The following is a 19,254-nucleotide window of genomic DNA, read 5'->3' on the forward strand; positions in this document are numbered from 1 at the left end:
CGATGTTATGAAAAGCCGCAAATCTCCTCGTTTGGAGGGCTATGACTACCGCAGTGCCGGGTATTACTTCATCACATTTTGCACTCATGAAAAGCAATCGACTCTGGGATACATAATTAACCAAACAATGTACCGGAGTGACTTGGGAAACATACTGGAACGATGTTGGTTAGAGATTTCGAAACACTATGAAGGAATTCAGTTAGACCAATATGTCGTTATGCCGAACCATTTTCATGGCATTTTGGTCATTGATTCGGACAAAAATAAAGCCAACATTTCAGCAGTCGTTGGAAGTGTTAAGGCAGCAGCAAGCCGAGAGTTTCGGCGGCTATCGGGGTATCGAGGCACGATTTGGCAAAGCAGTTTTCATGATCACATCATTCGGGATTTAAGAGGGCTGGATAAGATTCGGGAGTATATTCAGACCAATCCGGCAAAGTGGGGAGAAGACCGGTTTTATCGATGATGGCTTTGCCATCACGGTTGAGGCATGCCTCAACCCTACAAGTGTCAAAAACGTAACGTGTAGGGATGGGACATGTCCCATCCGTCCGGTGTAGCCGGATAATGGCGAAATGACCGCTACGTGCTCATGGTTGAGGCATGCCTCAACCCTACAAGTGTTAAAAACGTAAGGTGTAGGGATGGGACATGTCCCATCCGTCCGGTGTAGCCGGATAATGGCGAAACGACCGCTACGTGCTCATGGTTGAGGCATGCCTCAACCCTACAACGGTTAAAAGCGTCATGTGTAGGGATGGGACATGTCCCATCCATCCGGAGTAGCCGGATAATGGCGAAACGACCGCTACGCGCTCGTGGTTGAGGCATGCCTCAACCCTACAACGGTTAAAAGCGTCATGTGTAGGGATGGGACATGTCCCATCCGTCCGGAGTAGCCGGATAATGGCGAAATGACCGCTACGCGCTCGTGGTTGAGGCATGCCTCAACCCTACAACGGTTAAAAGCGTCATGTGTAGGGATGGGACATGTCCCATCCGTCCGGTGTAGCCGGATAATGGCGAAATGACCGCTACGCGCTCGTGGTTGAGGCATGCCTCAACCCTACAAGTGTCAAAAACGTAACGTGTAGGGATGGGACATGTCCCATCCGTCCGGTGTAGCCGGATAACGGCATAATGACCGCTACGTGCTCATGGTTGAGGCATGCCTCAACCCTACAAGTGTTAAAAACGTAACGTGTAGGGATGGGACATGTCCCATCCATCCGGTGTAGCCGGATAAGGGTGTAACGACCGCTACGTGCTCATGGTTGAGGCATGCCTCAACCCTACAAGTGCTAAAAACGTAAGGCGTAGGGATGGGACATGTCCCATCCGTCCGGCGTAGCCGGATAGTGATGCAATGAATGTAGTAAGGACGGCCACGCGCTCACGGTTGAGGCATGCCTCAACCCTACAAGTGTTAACAACGTAATCTGGGCTTACACCAATTCCTTGATGATAAAATCGTTGCCCTTGTACGCGCCGCGGTCGATGTAAATACGGTTGCCCAGCACCAGCTCGCCTTCTTCGTACACATTGTGGCCGTGCAAAATCCAGTCGATGTCTTTCACCACGTATTCTGCGCGTTTCTGAAAACTGGCCCGCGACCAAATGGTGCGCATGGCTTCGTCTTCGTCCAGGTCTTCCACATCATTCCAGCTTTCGTATGGGTAGTCGGCGTGAATAATGCCGTAGCGGGTACCTGATTGGGCCGTTACCTCAATGGCCAACGGCAGGCTTTCTATCTTCTCGAACCATTCCGGCCACTGAGCAGGCGAAGTGCTGGCGATCCAGTCGCCGCCGTGATTCAGCCAGGTCATGCGATGTTCGCTGTGCTTGTACTTCATGGCGCTAACCATCAACTGCTCATGGTTGCCTACCACAGAATAAAACCAGGGCTCGTCCAGCAGTGCCAGCGCCTGGGCCGATTCCGGGCCACGGTCGATCAGGTCGCCAACGCAAATCAAACGGTCTTTGCTGCGGTCGAACGCCAACTGCTCGAGCTGCTGATGCAGCTTGGCAACGTTGCCGTGAATATCACCAACGGCAAAGTCACGGCCTTCGGTGTTGATAGGGAGCTTCTGTAAAACGGCCTTGATCTTCATACAACGTCACACATCAAATTACTAAACCATCGCCTTGCGGCGTGAAGAACGCTTCTTGCCCGAACGGGAAGATTCGTGCGGCAACCAGCGGGCAATATTGGCCATTGCAAGCAGGAACACAAACAAATACGCATTGGCAGGCACCTGCAAGTTGAAGTCCACCACGGAATGAATACCGATGGAAATCAGCCCCATAGTGGCCGCAAACCCCATGCCTTTCATCAGGTCACTGCGGCGGCTGCGCATTGCCATAATGGCATTCCACAAACAGGCCAGCACCACCGCCAGCATGGCCAAAAACGCCGGAGCCCCAAACTCTGCCAGGAACTGCAAATAGTCGTTGTGGGCGTGCTCGTACAAATTTTCGAGTGTCACATCCGCCGATTTAAACTCAGGGATGCGGTACTTATACGATCCAGCACCGATGCCTTCGATGGCATTGGCTTCCCACATATAAAACGTATCACGAGAAATCTCATCACGGCTTTCGGTGTCGGAGCTGGTTTTTTGCAGTCGTTCGGCAACTTTATCAACTCCGAAAAACGTACCGACAATGGCAATATCAATAATCAACAAGCTGGCCAGCAACACGGTGGTCGACTTGCTTTTATTACGCATCAGCAACAAAGCCAGTGCACCGGCAATCATCATGCTGGCAAAAAATGCGGTATTGCCCATACGAGAGCGGGTCATCACCAGAGCAATCACCATAATGGCCAGCATTAAACGCAAAATCACTTTGCTGCTTAGCAGCATCTGCACCATCTGCCGCAAACGTTGGCGCAAGCTACCGTGGTAGGCAGTGGACTGAGCCATCAAGAAGCCAATGCCCAAGGCCAGTGCCATTTCCAGATAGCCGGCAACGTGGTTACGGTTAACAAACGTCCCGGTCACGAGTCCTTGATAAGCGTATTTTTCAGAGAAAAAGCCATACTCAAGCTTGGTCATTACCATCATGGCGCCGTAAAACGCCTGAAAGGCTGCGGCAAAAGCAATGGTCCATACTGCTCGACGAATCCGTTCCTTATTCGTCAGCATCAGTAGCGTCACCATCATAAAGGCGGTGTAGCCAAGGCCTTTCAACAAGTATGTAAAGGTGTCGTAGGGTGTTTTCGATACAAGGAATATCTGCAGTGCAACCCAACTCTGAACCAAAAGCAGTAGGGACCACATCCAGCTGCTTTTCAGGAAAGCCACTGGAGCATGTGTTCTGTCAGGAGTAGAAGAGGTTCTTAGCGACAGAGACTCTGCCAGTAACAGAGCGAGGCTAGCTGCTGTGTACAATGGCCAAGCCCATGTGGTGTAGCCACCAAACGGCAGCGGCATTACGAATAAAAGGGTCAGATATAAGGACCAGCGAGACATAAGTCCATTTCTCTATCGGGTCAGGAGGGAAGGGGTAATTAAAAGAGCAGACAAAAAAGCCCGGCGATGCCGGGCTTTTTTGTGCAGTAAATAGCTTGCTTTTGCCAGCTATTAACCTTCTACAGCACTCGCAGCAGGTGCCGTGATGGTGCCGTTTTCTGCCAATTCTGCCAGTTCTTCAGCATCGAACTCAGAGTAAGAAGCAGTGCTGGTGTTGTTGTTGCTTCCAGAAGTGATGGAAGACAGAACACCAGTGTTGCCAGTAGTAGTTGATTCACCGGCGGCAGCAGCTTCGGTGTTGATAGCTTCGTTAGCAGCTTCAGCCAGGTCATCGCTGGAGTCAGTGCTTGGGGTGTTAGAAGCAGTGTCTTGCGCTTCGTTGGAGGCAGCTTTCACAGTAGCCAGGGCATTAGTGACCATGGCTGCTACGCTACCGGTAGCACCCGCGGAGTCAGCGATTTGGCTAATTGCATCTGTGGACAAGCCAGCTTCAGAAGCGGCGGTGATTGCATCCTGGATAGCTGCTTCATCGCCAGAAGCGATCGCGGCTTTAATGGCGGTTTCTGCAGCGGCAGAACATTCCGCATCACAAACAATTGCAGCTGCATCGGTAGCTTCAACAGTTTCGTCAGCGGCATAGGCAGAAACGGAGGCGAGTGCGATAGCTGCACCCAACAGAATCTTGCGCATGGTCGTAATCCTTAAGAAATATGAGAACACTGATAGTGTACCCCCTATGCAACAATCAGAAAACTGGAGTTACAAAATATTTGGTGAATTTGCTGTGACATTTTTACGACTTTTGGCGTGAATTCATTACCAAGCAGGCGATTGTCGGACAAAGTGTGGCCTCTGCCATCATCGCATGATTGAAGTTTGGGCCACGACCAACAAATCGCAGGCAAGCCGGTTCCTGCGGCCAGTGGTATTTCAAATGTGGGAGCGAGCTTGCTCGCGATGAATCCATCGGCAGCAAACAGCCTCCCACAGACAGGTAACAGGTAGAGGCATGCCTCTACCCTACAAATGCCAAAAACGTAATGTGTAGGGATGGGACATGTCCCATCCGTCCGGCGCAGCCGGATTGTAGGTTAAGCCTCTGCCAGCAAATCACAGGCAAGCCGGTTCCTACGGCCAGTGGTATTTCAAATGTGGGAGCGAGCTTGCTCGCGAAGAATCCATCGGCAGCAAGCTACCTTCCACATACAGGTAACAGGTAGAGGCATGCCTCTACCCTACAAATGCCAAAAACGTAATGTGTAGGGATGGGACATGTCCCATCCGTCCGGCGCAGCCGGATTGTAGGTTGGGCCACGCCCAACAAATCACAGGCAAGCCGGTTCCTGCGGCCCGATGGTTTTTCAAATGTGGGAGCGAGCTTGCTCGCGAAGAATCCATCGGCAGCAAACAGCCTCCCACAGACAGGTAACAGGTAGAGGCATGCCTCTACCCTACAAATGCCAAAAACGTAATGTGTAGGGATGGGATATATCCCATCCGCCCGGCGCAGCCGGATTGTAGGTTGGGCCACGCCCAACAAATCGCAGGCAAGCCAGCTCCTGCGGCCCGATGGTTTTTCAAATGTGGGAGCGAGCTTGCTCGCGAAGAATCCATCGGCAGCGAGCTGCCTCTCACAGACAGGTAGAGGCATGCCTCTACCCTACAAATGCCAAAAACGTAATGTGTAGGGATGGGATATATCCCATCCGCCCGGCGCAGCCGGATTGTAGGTTGGGCCACGACCAACAAATCGCAGGCAAGCCGGTTCCTACGGCCAGTGGCATTTCAAATGTGGGAGCGAGCTTGCTCGCGAAGAATCCATCGGCAGCAAGCTACCTCCCACATACAGGTAGAGGCATGCCTCTACCCTACAAACGATAAAAGCATAATGTGTAGGGATGGGATATATCCCATCCGCCCGGCGCAGCCGGATTGTAGGTTGGGCCGTGCCCATCAAATCGCAGGCAAGCCGGTTCCTACGGCCCGATAGGCTTTCAAATGTATCGGAGTTCTGCACTAAAGATCCCTGTCACCAAGTATTTAATGAATCAGAAAATAGCCATTAGCCCTGTATGCAATGTCTGGCAGGTTTAAGTTTGGTTACAAAGCCTTACAGCCGTGGAGGTTTGCGCTCTATTCAGGCAGAATTGCGCTCTTGTTTGATGGTGAAGCGGTGTGTTCCATCAGGGCCGCTTGAAAATGGAAATGTGTCAATGGAAATGGATGCGTCAGCAGCGTTTTCTTACTACATCGTTGCTTTAACGCTGGTCAGTGTTCTGGGTGCCTTGGCTCTGAACCTGTATTCCGCAGAAAAACTCTTTGTGGCTGGTTTGGCCGTGATTCTTGTGGCCGGTGTACTGGATGCCAATACGCTGTTCACAGGCTTTGCCAATCCGGGCATTTTCACCATTGCCGCCCTGTTTGTGGTGGTAGGTGGCCTGCGTGAATCCGGTGCCACGCAGCTTCTGCGTCGTTATCTGGTGGGGTCGCCTAAAAGCCAACGCGCTGCGGCGGCTCGTGTCTTGCCAGTTACCACCTTGCTGAGCGCAGTGGTCAACAACACCCCTGTTGTCGCCATGTTCGTTACTTTGCTGCAAAGCCAAAGTAAACGCTTCAATATCCGGCTGTCTGGCATACTGCTGCCGGTGAGTTATGCCTCTGTTATCGGCGGTACCTGTACTCTGATCGGCACCAGCACCAACCTGGTGGTGGATGGCATGGTTCAGCAGCGTGGCCTACCGGGGCTGGGGTTGTTCGATATCGCTTGGGTAGGCGTTCCCATTGCTTGCGCAGGCTTGCTGTACATATTCCTGTTTTCCAAATGGCTGTTGCCGCATCGTGAAGGCTCTTCTGAGCAATTCGACCAGGTTCGTGAATACCTGGTGGAAATGATTATTCAGCCGGGCAGCGAACTGGTGCGGAAATCCATCCATGATGCCGGTTTACGTAATTTGCCGGGGTTGTTCCTGGTTGAAATTGAACGTGAAGGTCAAATCATTTCAGCCGTGCGCCCCCGGACTGTTATGGAAGAAGGGGATCGACTGGTGTTTGCCGGCAGCCCGGAATCCGTTATGGAGTTACGCAACATCCATGGCCTTGCACTGGCTAACGACCAGCGCTTTAAATTGGACGGCAGTCGTTCAGACCGGCGCTTGTTTGAAGCGGTGTTGTCGCCGTCAAACCCGATGGTTGGTCAGACCATTCGCGAATCCCGTTTTCGTCATCGTTACAGCGCGGTTGTGTTGAGTGTGTCTCGTCATGGTCAGCGTTTGCGCGGTAAGTTGGGCGACCTTGTTCTTAAAGAAGGCGATACCTTGCTGGTGGAAGCTCAAAAAGGCTTCCTGATGCGTCACCGTAACAGCCGGGACTTCTTGCTGGTTAGTAAACTTGGCAACCCAGCGGTGATGGACGAAAAACAGGCCAAGGTGTCGTTGGCTATTTTCGCCCTTATGCTGCTTGCATCTGGTTCCGGCTTGGTGGGTATTCTGGAAAGCTCAGTCGTGGCTGCCATCAGCATGCTTATTTGCCGTTGCATTAGCTACGAAGACGCTGGTAAATCCATCGATTACCCCGTCCTGCTGGTCGTTGCGTGTGCCTATGGTGTTGGCCTGGCCGTTCAAAAAGTAGGTTTGGCTGATCAAATCGCAACGGGCTTGCTCACCCTGGCAGATTCACCACTGACGGCATTAATAGCCGTATACGTGGCCACGGTGGCGTTAACAGAGTTGATGACAAACAACGCCGCAGCCATCGTTATGTTTCCTATTGCCATGAGTGTCAGCAGCAGCCTTGGCGTGAACTATGAAGCCTTCGTCATAGCAATTATGGTAGCGGCATCTGCCAGTTTTATGACCCCAACCGGATACCAAACCAACCTTATGGTAATGGGGCCGGGTGGGTACAAATTTGCCGATTATCTTAAATTTGGAGCGCCACTCAGTTTGACGGTCGCACTGATCAGTTGGTTAGTGATTCCAGCCGTTTGGCCGTTCACAGGATGAACCTTTAAGGAGTTATCGTGAGAAACGACAATATCGTTTGGCACAATCACGAAGTGGATAAATCCATCCGCTCATTTATGAAAAAGCAACGTCCTTGTTTGCTGTGGTTTACCGGCCTAAGTGGCTCTGGCAAATCGACCATTGCCGGTGCAGTGGAGAGCATTCTGGCAGAGCGGTTGCACCACACTTACCTGATGGATGGCGACAATGTACGCCATCGCTTGTGTGGTGATCTGGGCTTTTCAGAAGACGACCGCATCGAAAACATCCGTCGGGTTGGCGAAGTCGCAAACCTGATGGTCGACGCTGGCCTGATTGTGCTTACGGCGTTTATTTCTCCGTTCCGCAGCAACCGCGAAATGGTACGTGAAATGCTGGGTGATGGTGAATTCATCGAGGTTCATATCGACACCCCAATTGAAGTATGCGAAGGCCGCGACCCTAAAGGGCTATACCAAAAGGCCCGTGCCGGTTTGATCAAAGACTTCACTGGTATCGACTCGCCCTACGAAGCGCCGGATAATGCCGAAATTCGTATTGTTAACCATAACATCAGCGTAAAAGAAGCCGCTCAGCAGGTTATTGACTACCTGGATCGCCACGGCTATCTGAAACCAACAAAAGGAGCTTCTGATGCCGTCATTGGTTGATCAGGTTGTCGCCATCGCACGCCAGGCAGGTGATGCGATCATGGAAATTTATGAGACTGACTTCGAGAAGTATGAAAAGAGCGACGCCAGCCCTTTGACCGAAGCAGACCTGGCAGCGCACAAACTGATTTGCGCAGAACTGGCCAAGATCAGCGAGTTTCCAATACTGTCGGAAGAGTCATCCAAAGACGAAATTGAATGGGAAAACCGCAAAAACTGGAGCACCTTCTGGATTGTAGACCCACTGGACGGCACCAAGGAATTCATCAAAAAAAGTGGTGAATTTACCGTTAACATCGCCTTGGTGAGCGAAGGTAAAGCAAAACTTGGCGTGGTGTACTGCCCACCATTGAATCGCATGTACTTCGCCACAGAAGAACAGGGCGCGTTCCGTCAGGACGCAGATGCAGAACCGGTGAAACTGCAAGTAGCAGCGGAACCACAAGGCGATGCCAACTGGAACGTCGTTGGCTCCAAAAGCCACGGTGCCGAAGCACTGGCAGCCTTTAGCGAGCAGTTGGGCAATGTGAATCTGGTATCCATGGGCAGCTCCTTGAAGCTGTGCATGGTGGCCGACGGTCAGGCACACCTGTACCCACGCCTTGCACCTACTTGTGAATGGGATACCGCCGCAGCACAAGCCATTGTTGAACATGCGGGTGGTAAAGTACTTACCCCGTCGTTAGAGCCACTATTGTACGGCCAAAAAGAAGATTTGCTGAACCCCTTCTTTATTGTATGTGCCACTCTAAATGAACGCTGGGGCAAGGTGTTTACCGAATTGGCAACGCCAGCAAACGCATAAAGACGCTTGTGGGGATGGGGCATGTCCCATCCGCCCGGCGCAGCCGGATACGGCACAATGACCGCTATGCGCTCACGGTTGAGGCATGCCTCAACCCTACAACGATTAAAAACTTAACGTGTAGGGATGGGGCATGTCCCATCCGCCCGGCGCAGCCGGATACGGCACAATGACCGCTATGCGCTCACGGTTGAGGCATGCCTCAACCCTACAACGATTAAAAACGTAACGTGTAGGGATGGGACATGTCCCATCCGCCCGGCGCAGCCGGATACGGCACAATGACCGCTACGCGCTCACGGTTGAGGCGTGCCTCAACCCTACAACGATCAAAAACGTAACGTGTAGGGATGGGACATGTCCCATCCGTCCGGCGTAGCCGGATACGGCACAATGACCGCTACGCGCTCACGGTTGAGGCGTGCCTCAACCCTACAACGATTAAAAACGTAACGTGTAGGGATGGGACATGTCCCATCCGTCCGGCGTAGCCGGATAGCGGCATAATGACCGCTACGCGCTCACGGTTGAGGCATGCCTCAACCCTACAACGGTTAAAAACGTAACGTGTAGGGATGGGACATGTCCCATCCGTCCGGCGTAGCCGGATACGGCACAATGACCGCTACGCGCTCACGGTTGAGGCGTGCCTCAACCCTACAACGGTTAAAAACGTAATGTGTAGGGATGGGACATGTCCCATCCGTCCGGCGTAGCCGGATAGCGGCATAATGACCGCTACGCGCTCACGGTTGAGGCATGCCTCAACCCTACAACGGTTAAAAACGTAACGTGTAGGGATGGGACATGTCCCATCCGCCCGGCGCAGCCGGATAGAACGGTAGTTGCCCGTTGGGCCTAACCGAATGGCACGGCCAAAAAATTACTTACGTTGTGCGGCTATGTGCGCACAAACGTACAAAAGCATTTGAATTGAAACAAACGCGCTGGACACTGGTTCAACACCACCAGCAAGGGAATTGATCATGAACATCAGCAAAAAACGCCTGACGCACCTGAAACAGCTGGAAGCTGAAAGCATCCACATCATTCGTGAAGTCGCCGCAGAATTCGATAACCCGGTAATGCTCTACTCCGTAGGTAAAGACTCCGCGGTAATGCTGCACCTGGCCGCCAAAGCTTTTTACCCAGGCACACCACCATTCCCGCTGATGCACGTGGATACCACCTGGAAATTCCGCGAAATGATTGAATTCCGTGACCGCAAAGCCAAAGAGCTGGGCATGGAACTGCTGGTACATATCAACGAAGAAGGCGTGAAGCAGGGCATTGGTCCGTTTACTCACGGCTCTTCGGTACACACCGACGTAATGAAAACCCAAGGCCTGAAGCAAGCACTCGACAAATACCAGTTCGATGCTGCTTTTGGTGGCGCACGCCGCGACGAAGAAAAATCCCGCGCCAAAGAGCGTGTTTACTCCTTCCGCGACAAAAACCACCGTTGGGACCCTAAAAACCAGCGTCCAGAACTGTGGAACACCTACAACGGCCGCATTAACAAAGGCGAAAGCATCCGCGTATTCCCGCTTTCCAACTGGACCGAACTGGACATCTGGCAGTACATCTACCTTGAAAACATCGAAATTGTACCGCTGTACTACGCCGCCGAACGCCCTGTAGTTGAACGCGACGGCATGCTGATCATGGTCGACGACGACCGCATGCCAATCGACGACCCAAGCGAAATTCAGCACAAAATGGTCCGCTTCCGCACGTTGGGCTGCTACCCATTGACTGGTGCGGTTGAATCTGAAGCGGCAACCCTGCCAGAAATTATTCAGGAAATGCTGCTGACCACCACATCCGAACGCCAAGGCCGTGCGATTGACCACGACTCTGCTGGCTCAATGGAAAAGAAAAAAATGGAAGGCTACTTCTAACAAACAAGCAGCAAGCTTGCTTTGCATACAAACGGTTGTAGGAGCGGGTTTGTAGCCAACGAGCTATGCAGGGTGTACAAAACGTTGGAGCTGGCTAGCCTGCGATGGGCTGGTAACTGTGCAAGATCGGCAATTGATGGGCACCAGTGCCCATCCTATCGGTATGCCTGTGGAGGTAGCTTGCTGCCTATGATGTAACCTGCTTCCGTTAAACCCTGTAGAAGCAGGCTTGGCATTGCGGTAAAGGCATCGGTGCGCAAAAAACATAACCGTTCGGCACAATGCCCGTAGGTTGGATAAGCGAGCGCAGCGAGTGCCATCCAACACGATAGCATTGGTTTGTAGGTTGGGCCCCGCCCAACAACAGCCTTAACGTAGGATGTATTAGCGGAACGCGTAATACATCAGAAGCAAACGAATGTACCGGTGCGCATTACGCACCCTGCAAGCGCTAGAACATAACCGTAGGGATGGGACATGTCCCATCCGCAGAGCGAAGCCGGATTGGTGTGGCGTAATGACCGCTGCGCGCTCACGGTTGAGGCATGCCTCAACCCTACGAGAGACATAAACGTAACGTGTAGGGATGGGACATGTCCCATCCGCCCGGCGCAGCCGGATAACGACGGCGATTGAACGAACAAATTTAAATGGGCCGGCCCAGGCACAACAAAGCCAAACCGCCGACCCAAACGAAACAACACCGGTTTGCCCCACATTGGCCAAACCGACACAATTTAAATGTATGGATACTCCAGCCCCGCTGGAATGGACAGAAGGTAAAACAATGGCTCACGCATCAGACATGATCGCCGACGACATCCTCGGCTACCTGAAACAACACGAAGAAAAAGACATCCTGCGTTTCCTCACCTGCGGCAACGTAGACGACGGTAAGTCCACCCTGATCGGCCGTTTGTTGCACGACTCCAAACTTATCTTCGAAGACCAGCTGGCCGCCATCAAAAAGGACTCGCAGAAATTCAACACCACCGATGAAGAATTCGACCTGGCGCTGCTGGTAGACGGCCTTCAATCCGAGCGTGAGCAAGGCATTACCATCGACGTAGCCTACCGCTACTTCAGCACCGACAAGCGCAAGTTCATCATTGCCGACTGCCCGGGGCACGAACAATACACCCGTAACATGGCTACCGGTGCCTCTAGCTGCGACGTAGCAGTGATCCTGATTGATGCCCGTAAAGGCATTCAGACTCAAACCCGTCGCCATAGCTACATCGTATCTTTGCTGGGCATTAAAAACGTCATCGTTGCCGTCAACAAAATGGACCTGGTGGACTTCAGCGAAGACGTATTCAACCAAATCAGCGCCGACTACCAGGCCTTTGCTGCAAACCTGGGCTTCAAAAACATCTATCCGGTTCCGCTGTCTGCCTTGAAAGGCGACAACGTAGTAGACCGTAGCACCAAATCTGATTGGTACACCGGCCCAACCATGATCGAACTGCTGGAAAGCGTACAAGCCAGCAACGAACTGGCTGAACAGTTCGATGGTTTCCGCATGCCAGTGCAATACGTAAACCGCCCAAACCTCGACTTCCGTGGTTTCTGCGGCACCGTAGCAGCAGGTGAACTTCAGCCGGGCGACACCATCACCACACTGCCATCTGGCAAGCAATCCAAAGTTGCGCGTATAGTAACCGCCGACGGCGATCTGGATCTGGCCGTAGCAGGCGAAGCTATCACCATCACCCTGGAAGACGAAATCGACATTTCCCGTGGCGATATCATCTATACCGGCAAAGCGCCATTGTTTGGCGATATCTTTACCGCCGAGCTGGTTTGGATGCACGAAGACGCATTGCAAACCGGAAAGGAATACCTGTTCAAGGCGGGCACCAAAAGTGTATTTGGCAAAGTAACCGCCATTCAGCACCGTGTTGATGTAAACACCATGGAACACATCACAGCAGAACAACTGCAACTGAACGAAGTGGGTCAAGTGACTGTAGACTTCAACAGCGCATTGGCACTGGATGAATACAACCAGGTTGCTGGTACTGGCAGCTTTGTAGTCATCGACCGCATCAGCAATGTCACCATTGGTGCCGGTATGGTACGTAGCCTGGAAGAGCAAGGTGCTCAGAAAGCCATTGCCGATATGAGCTACGAAGAACGCTTGGCGGCGTTTAATCGTGAAGTTGAAGTGCTGGTGAGGAAGTATTTAAAGTAATGGAAAATATATTTATTGTGTCCACTCCCCGTGCAGGGAGTACGATGTTACAGACTATTGTTATGAATGCTGAAAATTGCGTTTCCGTACCGGAAACGCATTTCTATAGCGAGCTTAAGACGAAAAATTTCCTAAAGAGAAAATTTTATACTCGTTCTCGAATTAATAATTCTTTTGAGATTCTCGGAAGCTCTAAAAAAATATCCTTCATTGATTGCTTGGTTAGACCGAGGTACTGCAGGAGGTTGTTTAGAAAAGCCGTTTCTGATTTTTCTGTTTTTAATGATGCTGGATACTTTTTAGAAAAGACACCAAAACACCTTCATTATATTGATGATATAGGTGAGGATTTTCCAAACGCTGTTTTTATACATATAATTCGGTCTCCTTATGAAAATGTTAGGTCATTGTATGATGCTACCAGTAAATATTCGAGAGAATGGTCCGGAGGGAGATCTATTTCTGACTGCGTGAAGCGTTGGTTGCTAGATTTTGAAATACATCGTAAGTACAAAGGCTGCGATAAGCATCACTTTTTCAAGTATGAAGATATTGTTGAATCGCCGGAAGTGCTTTTGAGCTTCCTAAGAAATGATCTTGGGATGCGGGTTTCGGATGATATTGATATGGGACTTGGAGAGAAAGTTATAGAAAAAGGTGAGTATTGGAAGTCGAATAATACTAAGGCTCTTGGTGTTGTTAGTGAATACGAAGGGTTTGTTGCTGAAGATGAGTTCTATTCATTGTACCCAGGCTTGAAGTATAGCTATGAAAATTTCTGAGTTTTATCGGTATGAAGAGCTATTGTTGGCTTTGCTGTTGGTTTTTGGGGTTTGGCTGAACTTTGATTTGAATATTGCTGGTGCTCGTGTGCAGGGGCTGCTGTCAATATGCGTTCTATTTCTGGTGTCTCTAATATACTTTCTAAAATCTGGCGGTAAGGGTCTTGTATCTATATGTGGATTTCTGATAGCTGTGATTGTTTTTTCTTGGCTTTCAGCTGGTGGTTTGGAAGGGTCCCCTGAGTTGGTGAAGGGGGTTGTTCAGTATGGGGTTTATTTTTCGCTATCCGCTTGTTTTGTTCATGTTGTATTGGGAAAAGTTAGTTGGCAGTTTGGTTTGAAGCTTGTCTACTTTGTTATGTCTCTTGTTATTGCTCTAATTTTCATTGAAACAATGTTTTCTGGGGTTTTTGATAGCATCAAATCTAGTATGTATTCGTTGAGTTTATATGAAAGTTTTGATAGGGATGAAAGGGTTTATGGTTTTGCAAGGCCGACAGCGTTGAATCGGGAGCCAGCTCATTTAGGCGTTTTATGTTGCTTTTTGTCTGTACTACTGGTTAAAGTCAATAGAAACCTCTCTTCTTTATTTGTATCTGCGGCATTTTTGCTATTTTGCCTTTTTATGGTTCGGACTCCAATCGCAGTAATGGGATTTTTTCTTATTTTTTATGAGTATTATAAAGATCGTATTGGCCTTTTTACCGTTTTATTAACTGTTCTTTGTGGTGTTTTAGGTGTTTTCTTGGTGGAAGCGTTTTTTGCAGAACGAGTTGCTAATATTTTGTCTGGTGATGATTTTAGCTTTCTTGCACGGATCATGGGGCCTGTTTTAGTTCTAATAGATGTTATCAGAGAATACCCGTTTTTTGGGTTGGGTATTGGAGCTGATGATGTTCTTTACGGTTTTGTATTTGATATGTTTGTAGAGTATGGGTTTTATAGTAGGCTTTTGGATATGGATTTTTTTCAAATATCTAAAATGGTTACTAGCTATTTTTGGATGCATTTCATTGCATTTGGTTTGCTTGGTGGTTTTGGAATCTTCTATGCTTATGTGTTTTTCTTGAAGAATATTTTTAAAATTAATTCTTCCTGGTCAGTTATGGTTCCATTTCTTTTAATGGGGCTTTTGATTGGAGGCCTTGTGACGATGAAGGTCTGGATTATGTGGGCTTTCTTAACGATTTATCAAAAGATGCAAGAGGAAAAAGAAAGTGAAAGTAGATATCGTTGATCCCTCACTGTTTACAGCTCCTTATGATGCTGAGCTGGTTAATGCTCTTAAGCTTTCAGGAATTGATGTAAAGCTTGTTGGACGTAAAGCTCGTGTTGACGAAGATGAGGTCAGATGTGATGTTTTTAAATTTTTCTATTTTCCATTTGGTGATGGGATAATCAGAAAATATCCTCTCCTGAAGGCAGCGGTTCACGCTTTTTACCTTGTTTCTTATTTGATTTTTGCTATTTGCTTTCGCCGCGTCGATGTTATTCACTTTCAATGGCTGCCGATCCCTGTTGTTGATTCAAAAATAATAATGTTTTTTAAATTATTTTCAAATGTGAGGCTTGTTTTTACTGCTCATAATACGAATGCTTTTCATGGTACGGCGACAAGCTCCTTACAAAGTATCGGTTGGCGTAAATCTTTAGAAGTTTTTGATTATATACAGGTGCATACCAAGGATGTAAAAGGTAAATTGCTTGGTATGGGAGTGGACGCAAGTAAGGTAATTGTGGCACCTCATGGTCTTTTGCCAGTGGAGCAGCCGAGTGAGTCTAGCTTTATCAGTGGTAAATATATTCTGATGTATGGTAATTTTAAACCTTACAAGGGGGCGGATCTGTTGGTTGATGCTTATAGTGAGCTTTGTAATAGGGGAGGCGATATTGATGAATATAATTTGGTCTTGGCTGGGAGGTTCTCCTATCCTGTTTCAAGTTTGCTGGAAGGGAAAAAGATCGATCGGATTATAGTTAAAAATGAATATTTGTCAGACTTTTATTTGAGCTCTTTGGTATATCATTCAGAGGTATGTGTCTTCCCTTATAGAGATATCGATGCAAGTGGGGCGTTGACGCTAGCTGTCCAACACGAAAAACCTTTAGTATTGTCTGACCTCCATGGGTTGACTGAAGTTGTGGGTGGTGAAAAGGGATCTTTTATATTCGAAAATGGTAGTGTAGACGCTTTGGCGAAATGCCTTGAAGAGGCTGTTGAACGTAAAACTGTTGCATCCGAAAAAGCAAGGGAATCCAAGGTATATTATGAGAGGAATTACTCTTGGGGAACGGCGGTTGATATCTTGAAAGAGGTTTATTCTGGTGAGTAGGAAAGTTACTTTTATTATTCCTTGTTACAATGAAGAGGAATACATATACCCGTGTTTGAAATCTATCTTACAGTGTGGTCTTGGCAAAGATGATTACTGGATTTTTTTGTCTGACGGTGGAAGTTCTGATGCAACGTTAGATCAGATAAAAAAGTTTTCGGACAAAAATCCTGGAATCGTTCGCCTGTTTGAAAATACAAAAAGGAAACAGGTTTATGCATTGAATCAAATGATTGAAAACGTTGAAACGGATTATATTATTCGTTGTGATGCTCATGCAATCTATCCAGCAGGGTTTGCAATCCCATTGATTGAAAAACTTGGAGATATAAATATTGGTAACGTGGGTATACCTGTTAGATCAGTCCCGGGAGATTCATCAAGTAAAGCTAAGGCGATTTCAATAAACCTTCGTTCCAAGATTGGCGTAGGCGCCTCTCATAGAAATGCTTCAATGCCTAAATATGAAGAAAGAGATGTCGATACTGTTCTCTTTGGAGCATGGAGGACTGAGGTCTTTAAAGAAGTGGGTCTTTTTGACGAGAACTTTATTAGGGGGCAGGATTATGAACATAATTTCAGGCTTCTTAAAAGTGGGTATCGAATTGTTCAAATTGGTTATGACCCAATTGAGTATTTCACTCGTCGCAATTACAAAGATTTTTCTAAGATGATGATGCAATATGCATCCGTAAAACCTTTTATTTACAAAAAATATGGTGTGTTTCCCAACTTCCGGTCTTTGGTTCCATTTCTGTTTTATGTTTTTTTAATTGCTTGGTTGCTTACTATTCCCGTGGTGTCTTTAGGGGTGTTTTTAACTTACTCAATATTGATGGCATTTGGAGCGATTTATGAAACGGCCAGAGAGGGGGATGTTTCTATTTGTTGTTTGGTTTTTTGGGGTTTTATATTACAACACAGTTCCCATGCTTGGGGAGTTGGGGTTGGCTTACTTGGGGTTTTAAAGGGAGGCAGGATTGACTGGGGTGGCTCTCGTTAATGCCTTTGTCTTGGGTGCTGTTTTGATAGCGCCCTTTTCACATGGTTATCAGGTCTCTGTTAAAGATATAGTCTCTGGTTTCTCTCAGCAATCGTTAGGTGAAGATGTTGTCATAGAAGACTCCTATTTGTTTTTGGGGGTTCTTGGAACTGGGTATGGTTCAAATCGTTTCATATCAAACGTTTCGATGGACTTTGAATCCAATTTTGCAGCCTTGAATTATAATATATATTTTTCTGATGGCTATAGTTGGGGTAAAGGGGGGAAGCTACCTGGCTTGGGTAATAAAGACTTTGTTACAGGAGGACGGGTAGCCAAGGAGCGTTATAGTTGGAGCGTTCGTCCAATGTTTCGGCCCGGTGGTCGACTATCTCTTTATATCTATGACTCGCTCAGGGATGCTCAGTATGGGAGGGTTTTATATTGCTCTAGGTCTACGCCACTGGTTGTTGGGGCATGGAATACAGTCACTCTCTATATTGGTGTTAATTCTCCAGGTGAATATAACGGTAGCGTTATTCTTGATGTTAATGGGTATCAAGCGTGTTCAACAGAAAGGTTTTATGTTGAATATAATGAAGATCAGCGGCAGGATGCTAATGTTTCAATGTTGTTGTTTAACTTTTTTCATGGTGGTCACGACCCGTCTTGGGCGCCAGGAAGTCGAGGAGAAAACTATGTCGTATTTAAAGATATTTCATTGATTGATCTCTCTTTGGATGTAAATGATTGATTTTTTATTGGACTGTTGTTAAACGGTTTAAATGGTTTTATGCGTCGATTGATTTTAAGTACGTTGGCTTCTGCTATGGTTCGGTTGGCCGCCGTTTTTGTCGCTTTTATTGTGACAGCCTTGGTTAGTCGTGTGCTGGGTGCTGAACAGGCCGGATATTTTTTACTAGGTTTCACTTTAGTAACGGCACTTTCTACGTTTTTACGGCTCGGGTTGGATAACGTGCTGGTGCGTGCATTTGGCGCAGACGGTATGTCCAAGGAGCCGTTAAACACCTTTGCTTATGCTTTGCGTTGGGCGGCTGTAGTGGCGTGTGTAGCGGGGGGGCTGGGGTGTGTATTTTCCAATGCCATCGCCCTGCATGTGTTTGGTAAGCCGGAGTTTGCCGATGCCTTGTTCTGGATGATGCTGGCATTACCTCTGGTGGTGTTGTTTAACCTATCTTCCTTTGCTTTTCAGGGACTGCATAGGGTTGTGGCGGCTACCTGGTTTCAGCAGTTGGGTGCGGGTTTTGTGTTCTTGCTTATTTTTGGTTTGGTTTGGTGGCAGCAACCATCATGGTTGAGCTCTGGCAATGCTGCATCGCTGTTTTTTGTGGCTGCCTTGCTGGTTAGCGTTATGGCGGTTGTTTTGTGGGTGCGCCAAAAAGAATCCAGCATCCCCGCATTAGGCGGAAAATTGAAAAACGCGGAGCTGTGGGAGTCCAGTTCTAATCTATGGGCGGCTTCAAGCATGAGCCTTTTAGTGCAGTGGTCTGGGGTTTTGATTGCGGGTGCAATGATCGCTTCAACTGAGTTGGCATACCTGTCAGCAGCTCAGCGAACAGCAACTGTAACCTCATTTGTACTTATGGTTGTGAATATGGCTGTTGCACCTCGTTATGCTCGGCTTTGGAAAGAGCAAAAGCTGGATGAACTGCGTCGGTTGGCGCGTATTTCTACCCGCGCCATGATCGCCATGGTGTTGCCTGTTGTGGCCATGATGCTGATCTTCCCTGATTTTATTCTTGGCTTGTTCGGTGAAGGGTTCGAGCAAGGGGCTTTGCTGCTGAGTATTATGGCTGTAGGTCAATTTATTAACGTAGCGACCGGTTCAGTGGGCTACTTGTTGAATATGAGCGGCCATGAAAAAGACATGCGCCGGGTAACCATGTTCGCAGGCCCTTTGACAATTGTTTTGGCGTTTGTGTTAACCCGTGAATTCGGTGCCATGGGTGCTGCTGCCGCTACTGCGATTGGTGTGTCTGTTCAGAATTTGGGCGCACTGGCGATGGTAAAACGACGTTTGGGGTTCTGGCCCATTGGATAATAGTTATCACCTTTGAATTTGCGGCTGCTTGTCAGTACAGTAGCCGCAATACGATGTTAATCGCA

At 48.6% G+C, this 19,254-nt stretch carries 15 protein-coding genes; 12 read left to right on the top strand and 3 right to left on the bottom strand.

The genetic code is table 11. The annotated features are described in order from the left end of the window. Positions 1 to 7: 7 nt before the first annotated feature. Entirely contained in the window at positions 8 to 469 is a 462-nt protein-coding gene (locus ACXADJ_RS02350; RefSeq protein WP_475062634.1) for a transposase, read from the top strand. Between the two features lie 979 nt (positions 470 to 1,448). On the opposite strand, the gene ACXADJ_RS02355 is transcribed toward ACXADJ_RS02350, so the two are convergent. The 3 genes from ACXADJ_RS02355 to ACXADJ_RS02365 all read right to left on the bottom strand — a co-directional run bounded on the left by ACXADJ_RS02355 (position 1,449) and on the right by ACXADJ_RS02365 (position 4,169). Beyond that, positions 1,449 to 2,114: a metallophosphoesterase gene (locus ACXADJ_RS02355; RefSeq protein WP_475062636.1), complete on the bottom strand. Its 666-nt coding sequence runs from the start codon at positions 2,112 to 2,114 to the stop codon at positions 1,449 to 1,451. 21 nt (positions 2,115 to 2,135) lie between these two features. Continuing rightward, positions 2,136 to 3,152 (bottom strand): O-antigen ligase family protein, encoded by a 1,017-nt coding sequence (locus ACXADJ_RS02360; RefSeq protein ID WP_475062638.1) that lies wholly within the window; start codon positions 3,150 to 3,152, stop codon positions 2,136 to 2,138. Positions 3,153 to 3,590: 438 nt separating this feature from the next. Next, positions 3,591 to 4,169 carry a hypothetical protein gene (locus ACXADJ_RS02365; RefSeq protein WP_475062639.1) on the bottom strand — a complete coding sequence of 193 codons (579 nt, stop codon included), beginning with the start codon at positions 4,167 to 4,169 and terminating at the stop codon, positions 3,591 to 3,593. A 1,523-nt stretch (positions 4,170 to 5,692) separates the two neighbouring features. On the opposite strand from ACXADJ_RS02365, the gene ACXADJ_RS02370 reads away from it, so the two are divergent. The 11 genes from ACXADJ_RS02370 to ACXADJ_RS02420 all read left to right on the top strand — a co-directional run bounded on the left by ACXADJ_RS02370 (position 5,693) and on the right by ACXADJ_RS02420 (position 19,189). Beyond that, positions 5,693 to 7,480, top strand: coding sequence for a sodium:proton antiporter (locus tag ACXADJ_RS02370; protein WP_475062641.1), 1,788 nt, complete (start codon positions 5,693 to 5,695; stop codon positions 7,478 to 7,480). Positions 7,481 to 7,497: 17 nt separating this feature from the next. Further along, the gene (cysC, locus tag ACXADJ_RS02375) at positions 7,498 to 8,130 is read left to right on the top strand and encodes an adenylyl-sulfate kinase (protein ID WP_475062645.1); all 633 of its coding nucleotides are present in this window, start codon (positions 7,498 to 7,500) and stop codon (positions 8,128 to 8,130) included. After that, entirely contained in the window at positions 8,114 to 8,935 is an 822-nt protein-coding gene (gene cysQ, locus ACXADJ_RS02380; protein WP_475062647.1) for a 3'(2'),5'-bisphosphate nucleotidase CysQ, read from the top strand. Before cysC ends, cysQ begins: the two co-directional genes overlap by 17 nt. A gap of 986 nt (positions 8,936 to 9,921) precedes the next feature. Further along, positions 9,922 to 10,836 (top strand): sulfate adenylyltransferase subunit CysD, encoded by a 915-nt coding sequence (gene cysD / locus ACXADJ_RS02385; protein WP_475062649.1) that lies wholly within the window; start codon positions 9,922 to 9,924, stop codon positions 10,834 to 10,836. 787 nt (positions 10,837 to 11,623) lie between these two features. Beyond that, positions 11,624 to 13,030, top strand: a complete 1,407-nt coding sequence (gene cysN, locus ACXADJ_RS02390) for a sulfate adenylyltransferase subunit CysN (RefSeq protein ID WP_475062651.1) — start codon at positions 11,624 to 11,626, stop codon at positions 13,028 to 13,030. After that, positions 13,030 to 13,812 (top strand): sulfotransferase family protein, encoded by a 783-nt coding sequence (locus ACXADJ_RS02395; protein WP_475062653.1) that lies wholly within the window; start codon positions 13,030 to 13,032, stop codon positions 13,810 to 13,812. Before cysN ends, ACXADJ_RS02395 begins: the two co-directional genes overlap by 1 nt. After that, a complete protein-coding gene (locus tag ACXADJ_RS02400) occupies positions 13,799 to 15,049 on the top strand; it encodes a hypothetical protein (RefSeq protein WP_475062655.1) in 1,251 nt (416 codons plus the stop codon). The genes ACXADJ_RS02395 and ACXADJ_RS02400 overlap by 14 nt, the downstream gene beginning before the upstream one ends. Continuing rightward, the gene (locus tag ACXADJ_RS02405; protein ID WP_475062657.1) at positions 15,030 to 16,145 is read left to right on the top strand and encodes a glycosyltransferase family 4 protein; all 1,116 of its coding nucleotides are present in this window, start codon (positions 15,030 to 15,032) and stop codon (positions 16,143 to 16,145) included. Before ACXADJ_RS02400 ends, ACXADJ_RS02405 begins: the two co-directional genes overlap by 20 nt. Then, positions 16,138 to 17,148, top strand: a complete 1,011-nt coding sequence (locus ACXADJ_RS02410) for a glycosyltransferase (protein ID WP_475062659.1) — start codon at positions 16,138 to 16,140, stop codon at positions 17,146 to 17,148. Before ACXADJ_RS02405 ends, ACXADJ_RS02410 begins: the two co-directional genes overlap by 8 nt. After that, on the top strand, positions 17,135 to 17,881 hold the full coding sequence (locus tag ACXADJ_RS02415; protein ID WP_475062661.1) for a polysaccharide lyase: 747 nt from the start codon (positions 17,135 to 17,137) through the stop codon (positions 17,879 to 17,881). The genes ACXADJ_RS02410 and ACXADJ_RS02415 overlap by 14 nt, the downstream gene beginning before the upstream one ends. Before the next feature lie 39 nt (positions 17,882 to 17,920). Beyond that, positions 17,921 to 19,189 carry an oligosaccharide flippase family protein gene (locus tag ACXADJ_RS02420; protein ID WP_475062663.1) on the top strand — a complete coding sequence of 423 codons (1,269 nt, stop codon included), beginning with the start codon at positions 17,921 to 17,923 and terminating at the stop codon, positions 19,187 to 19,189. The last annotated feature ends 65 nt before the right edge of the window (positions 19,190 to 19,254 follow it).

It is taken from the genome of Oceanobacter sp. ABM4_470 (assembly GCF_056158645.1).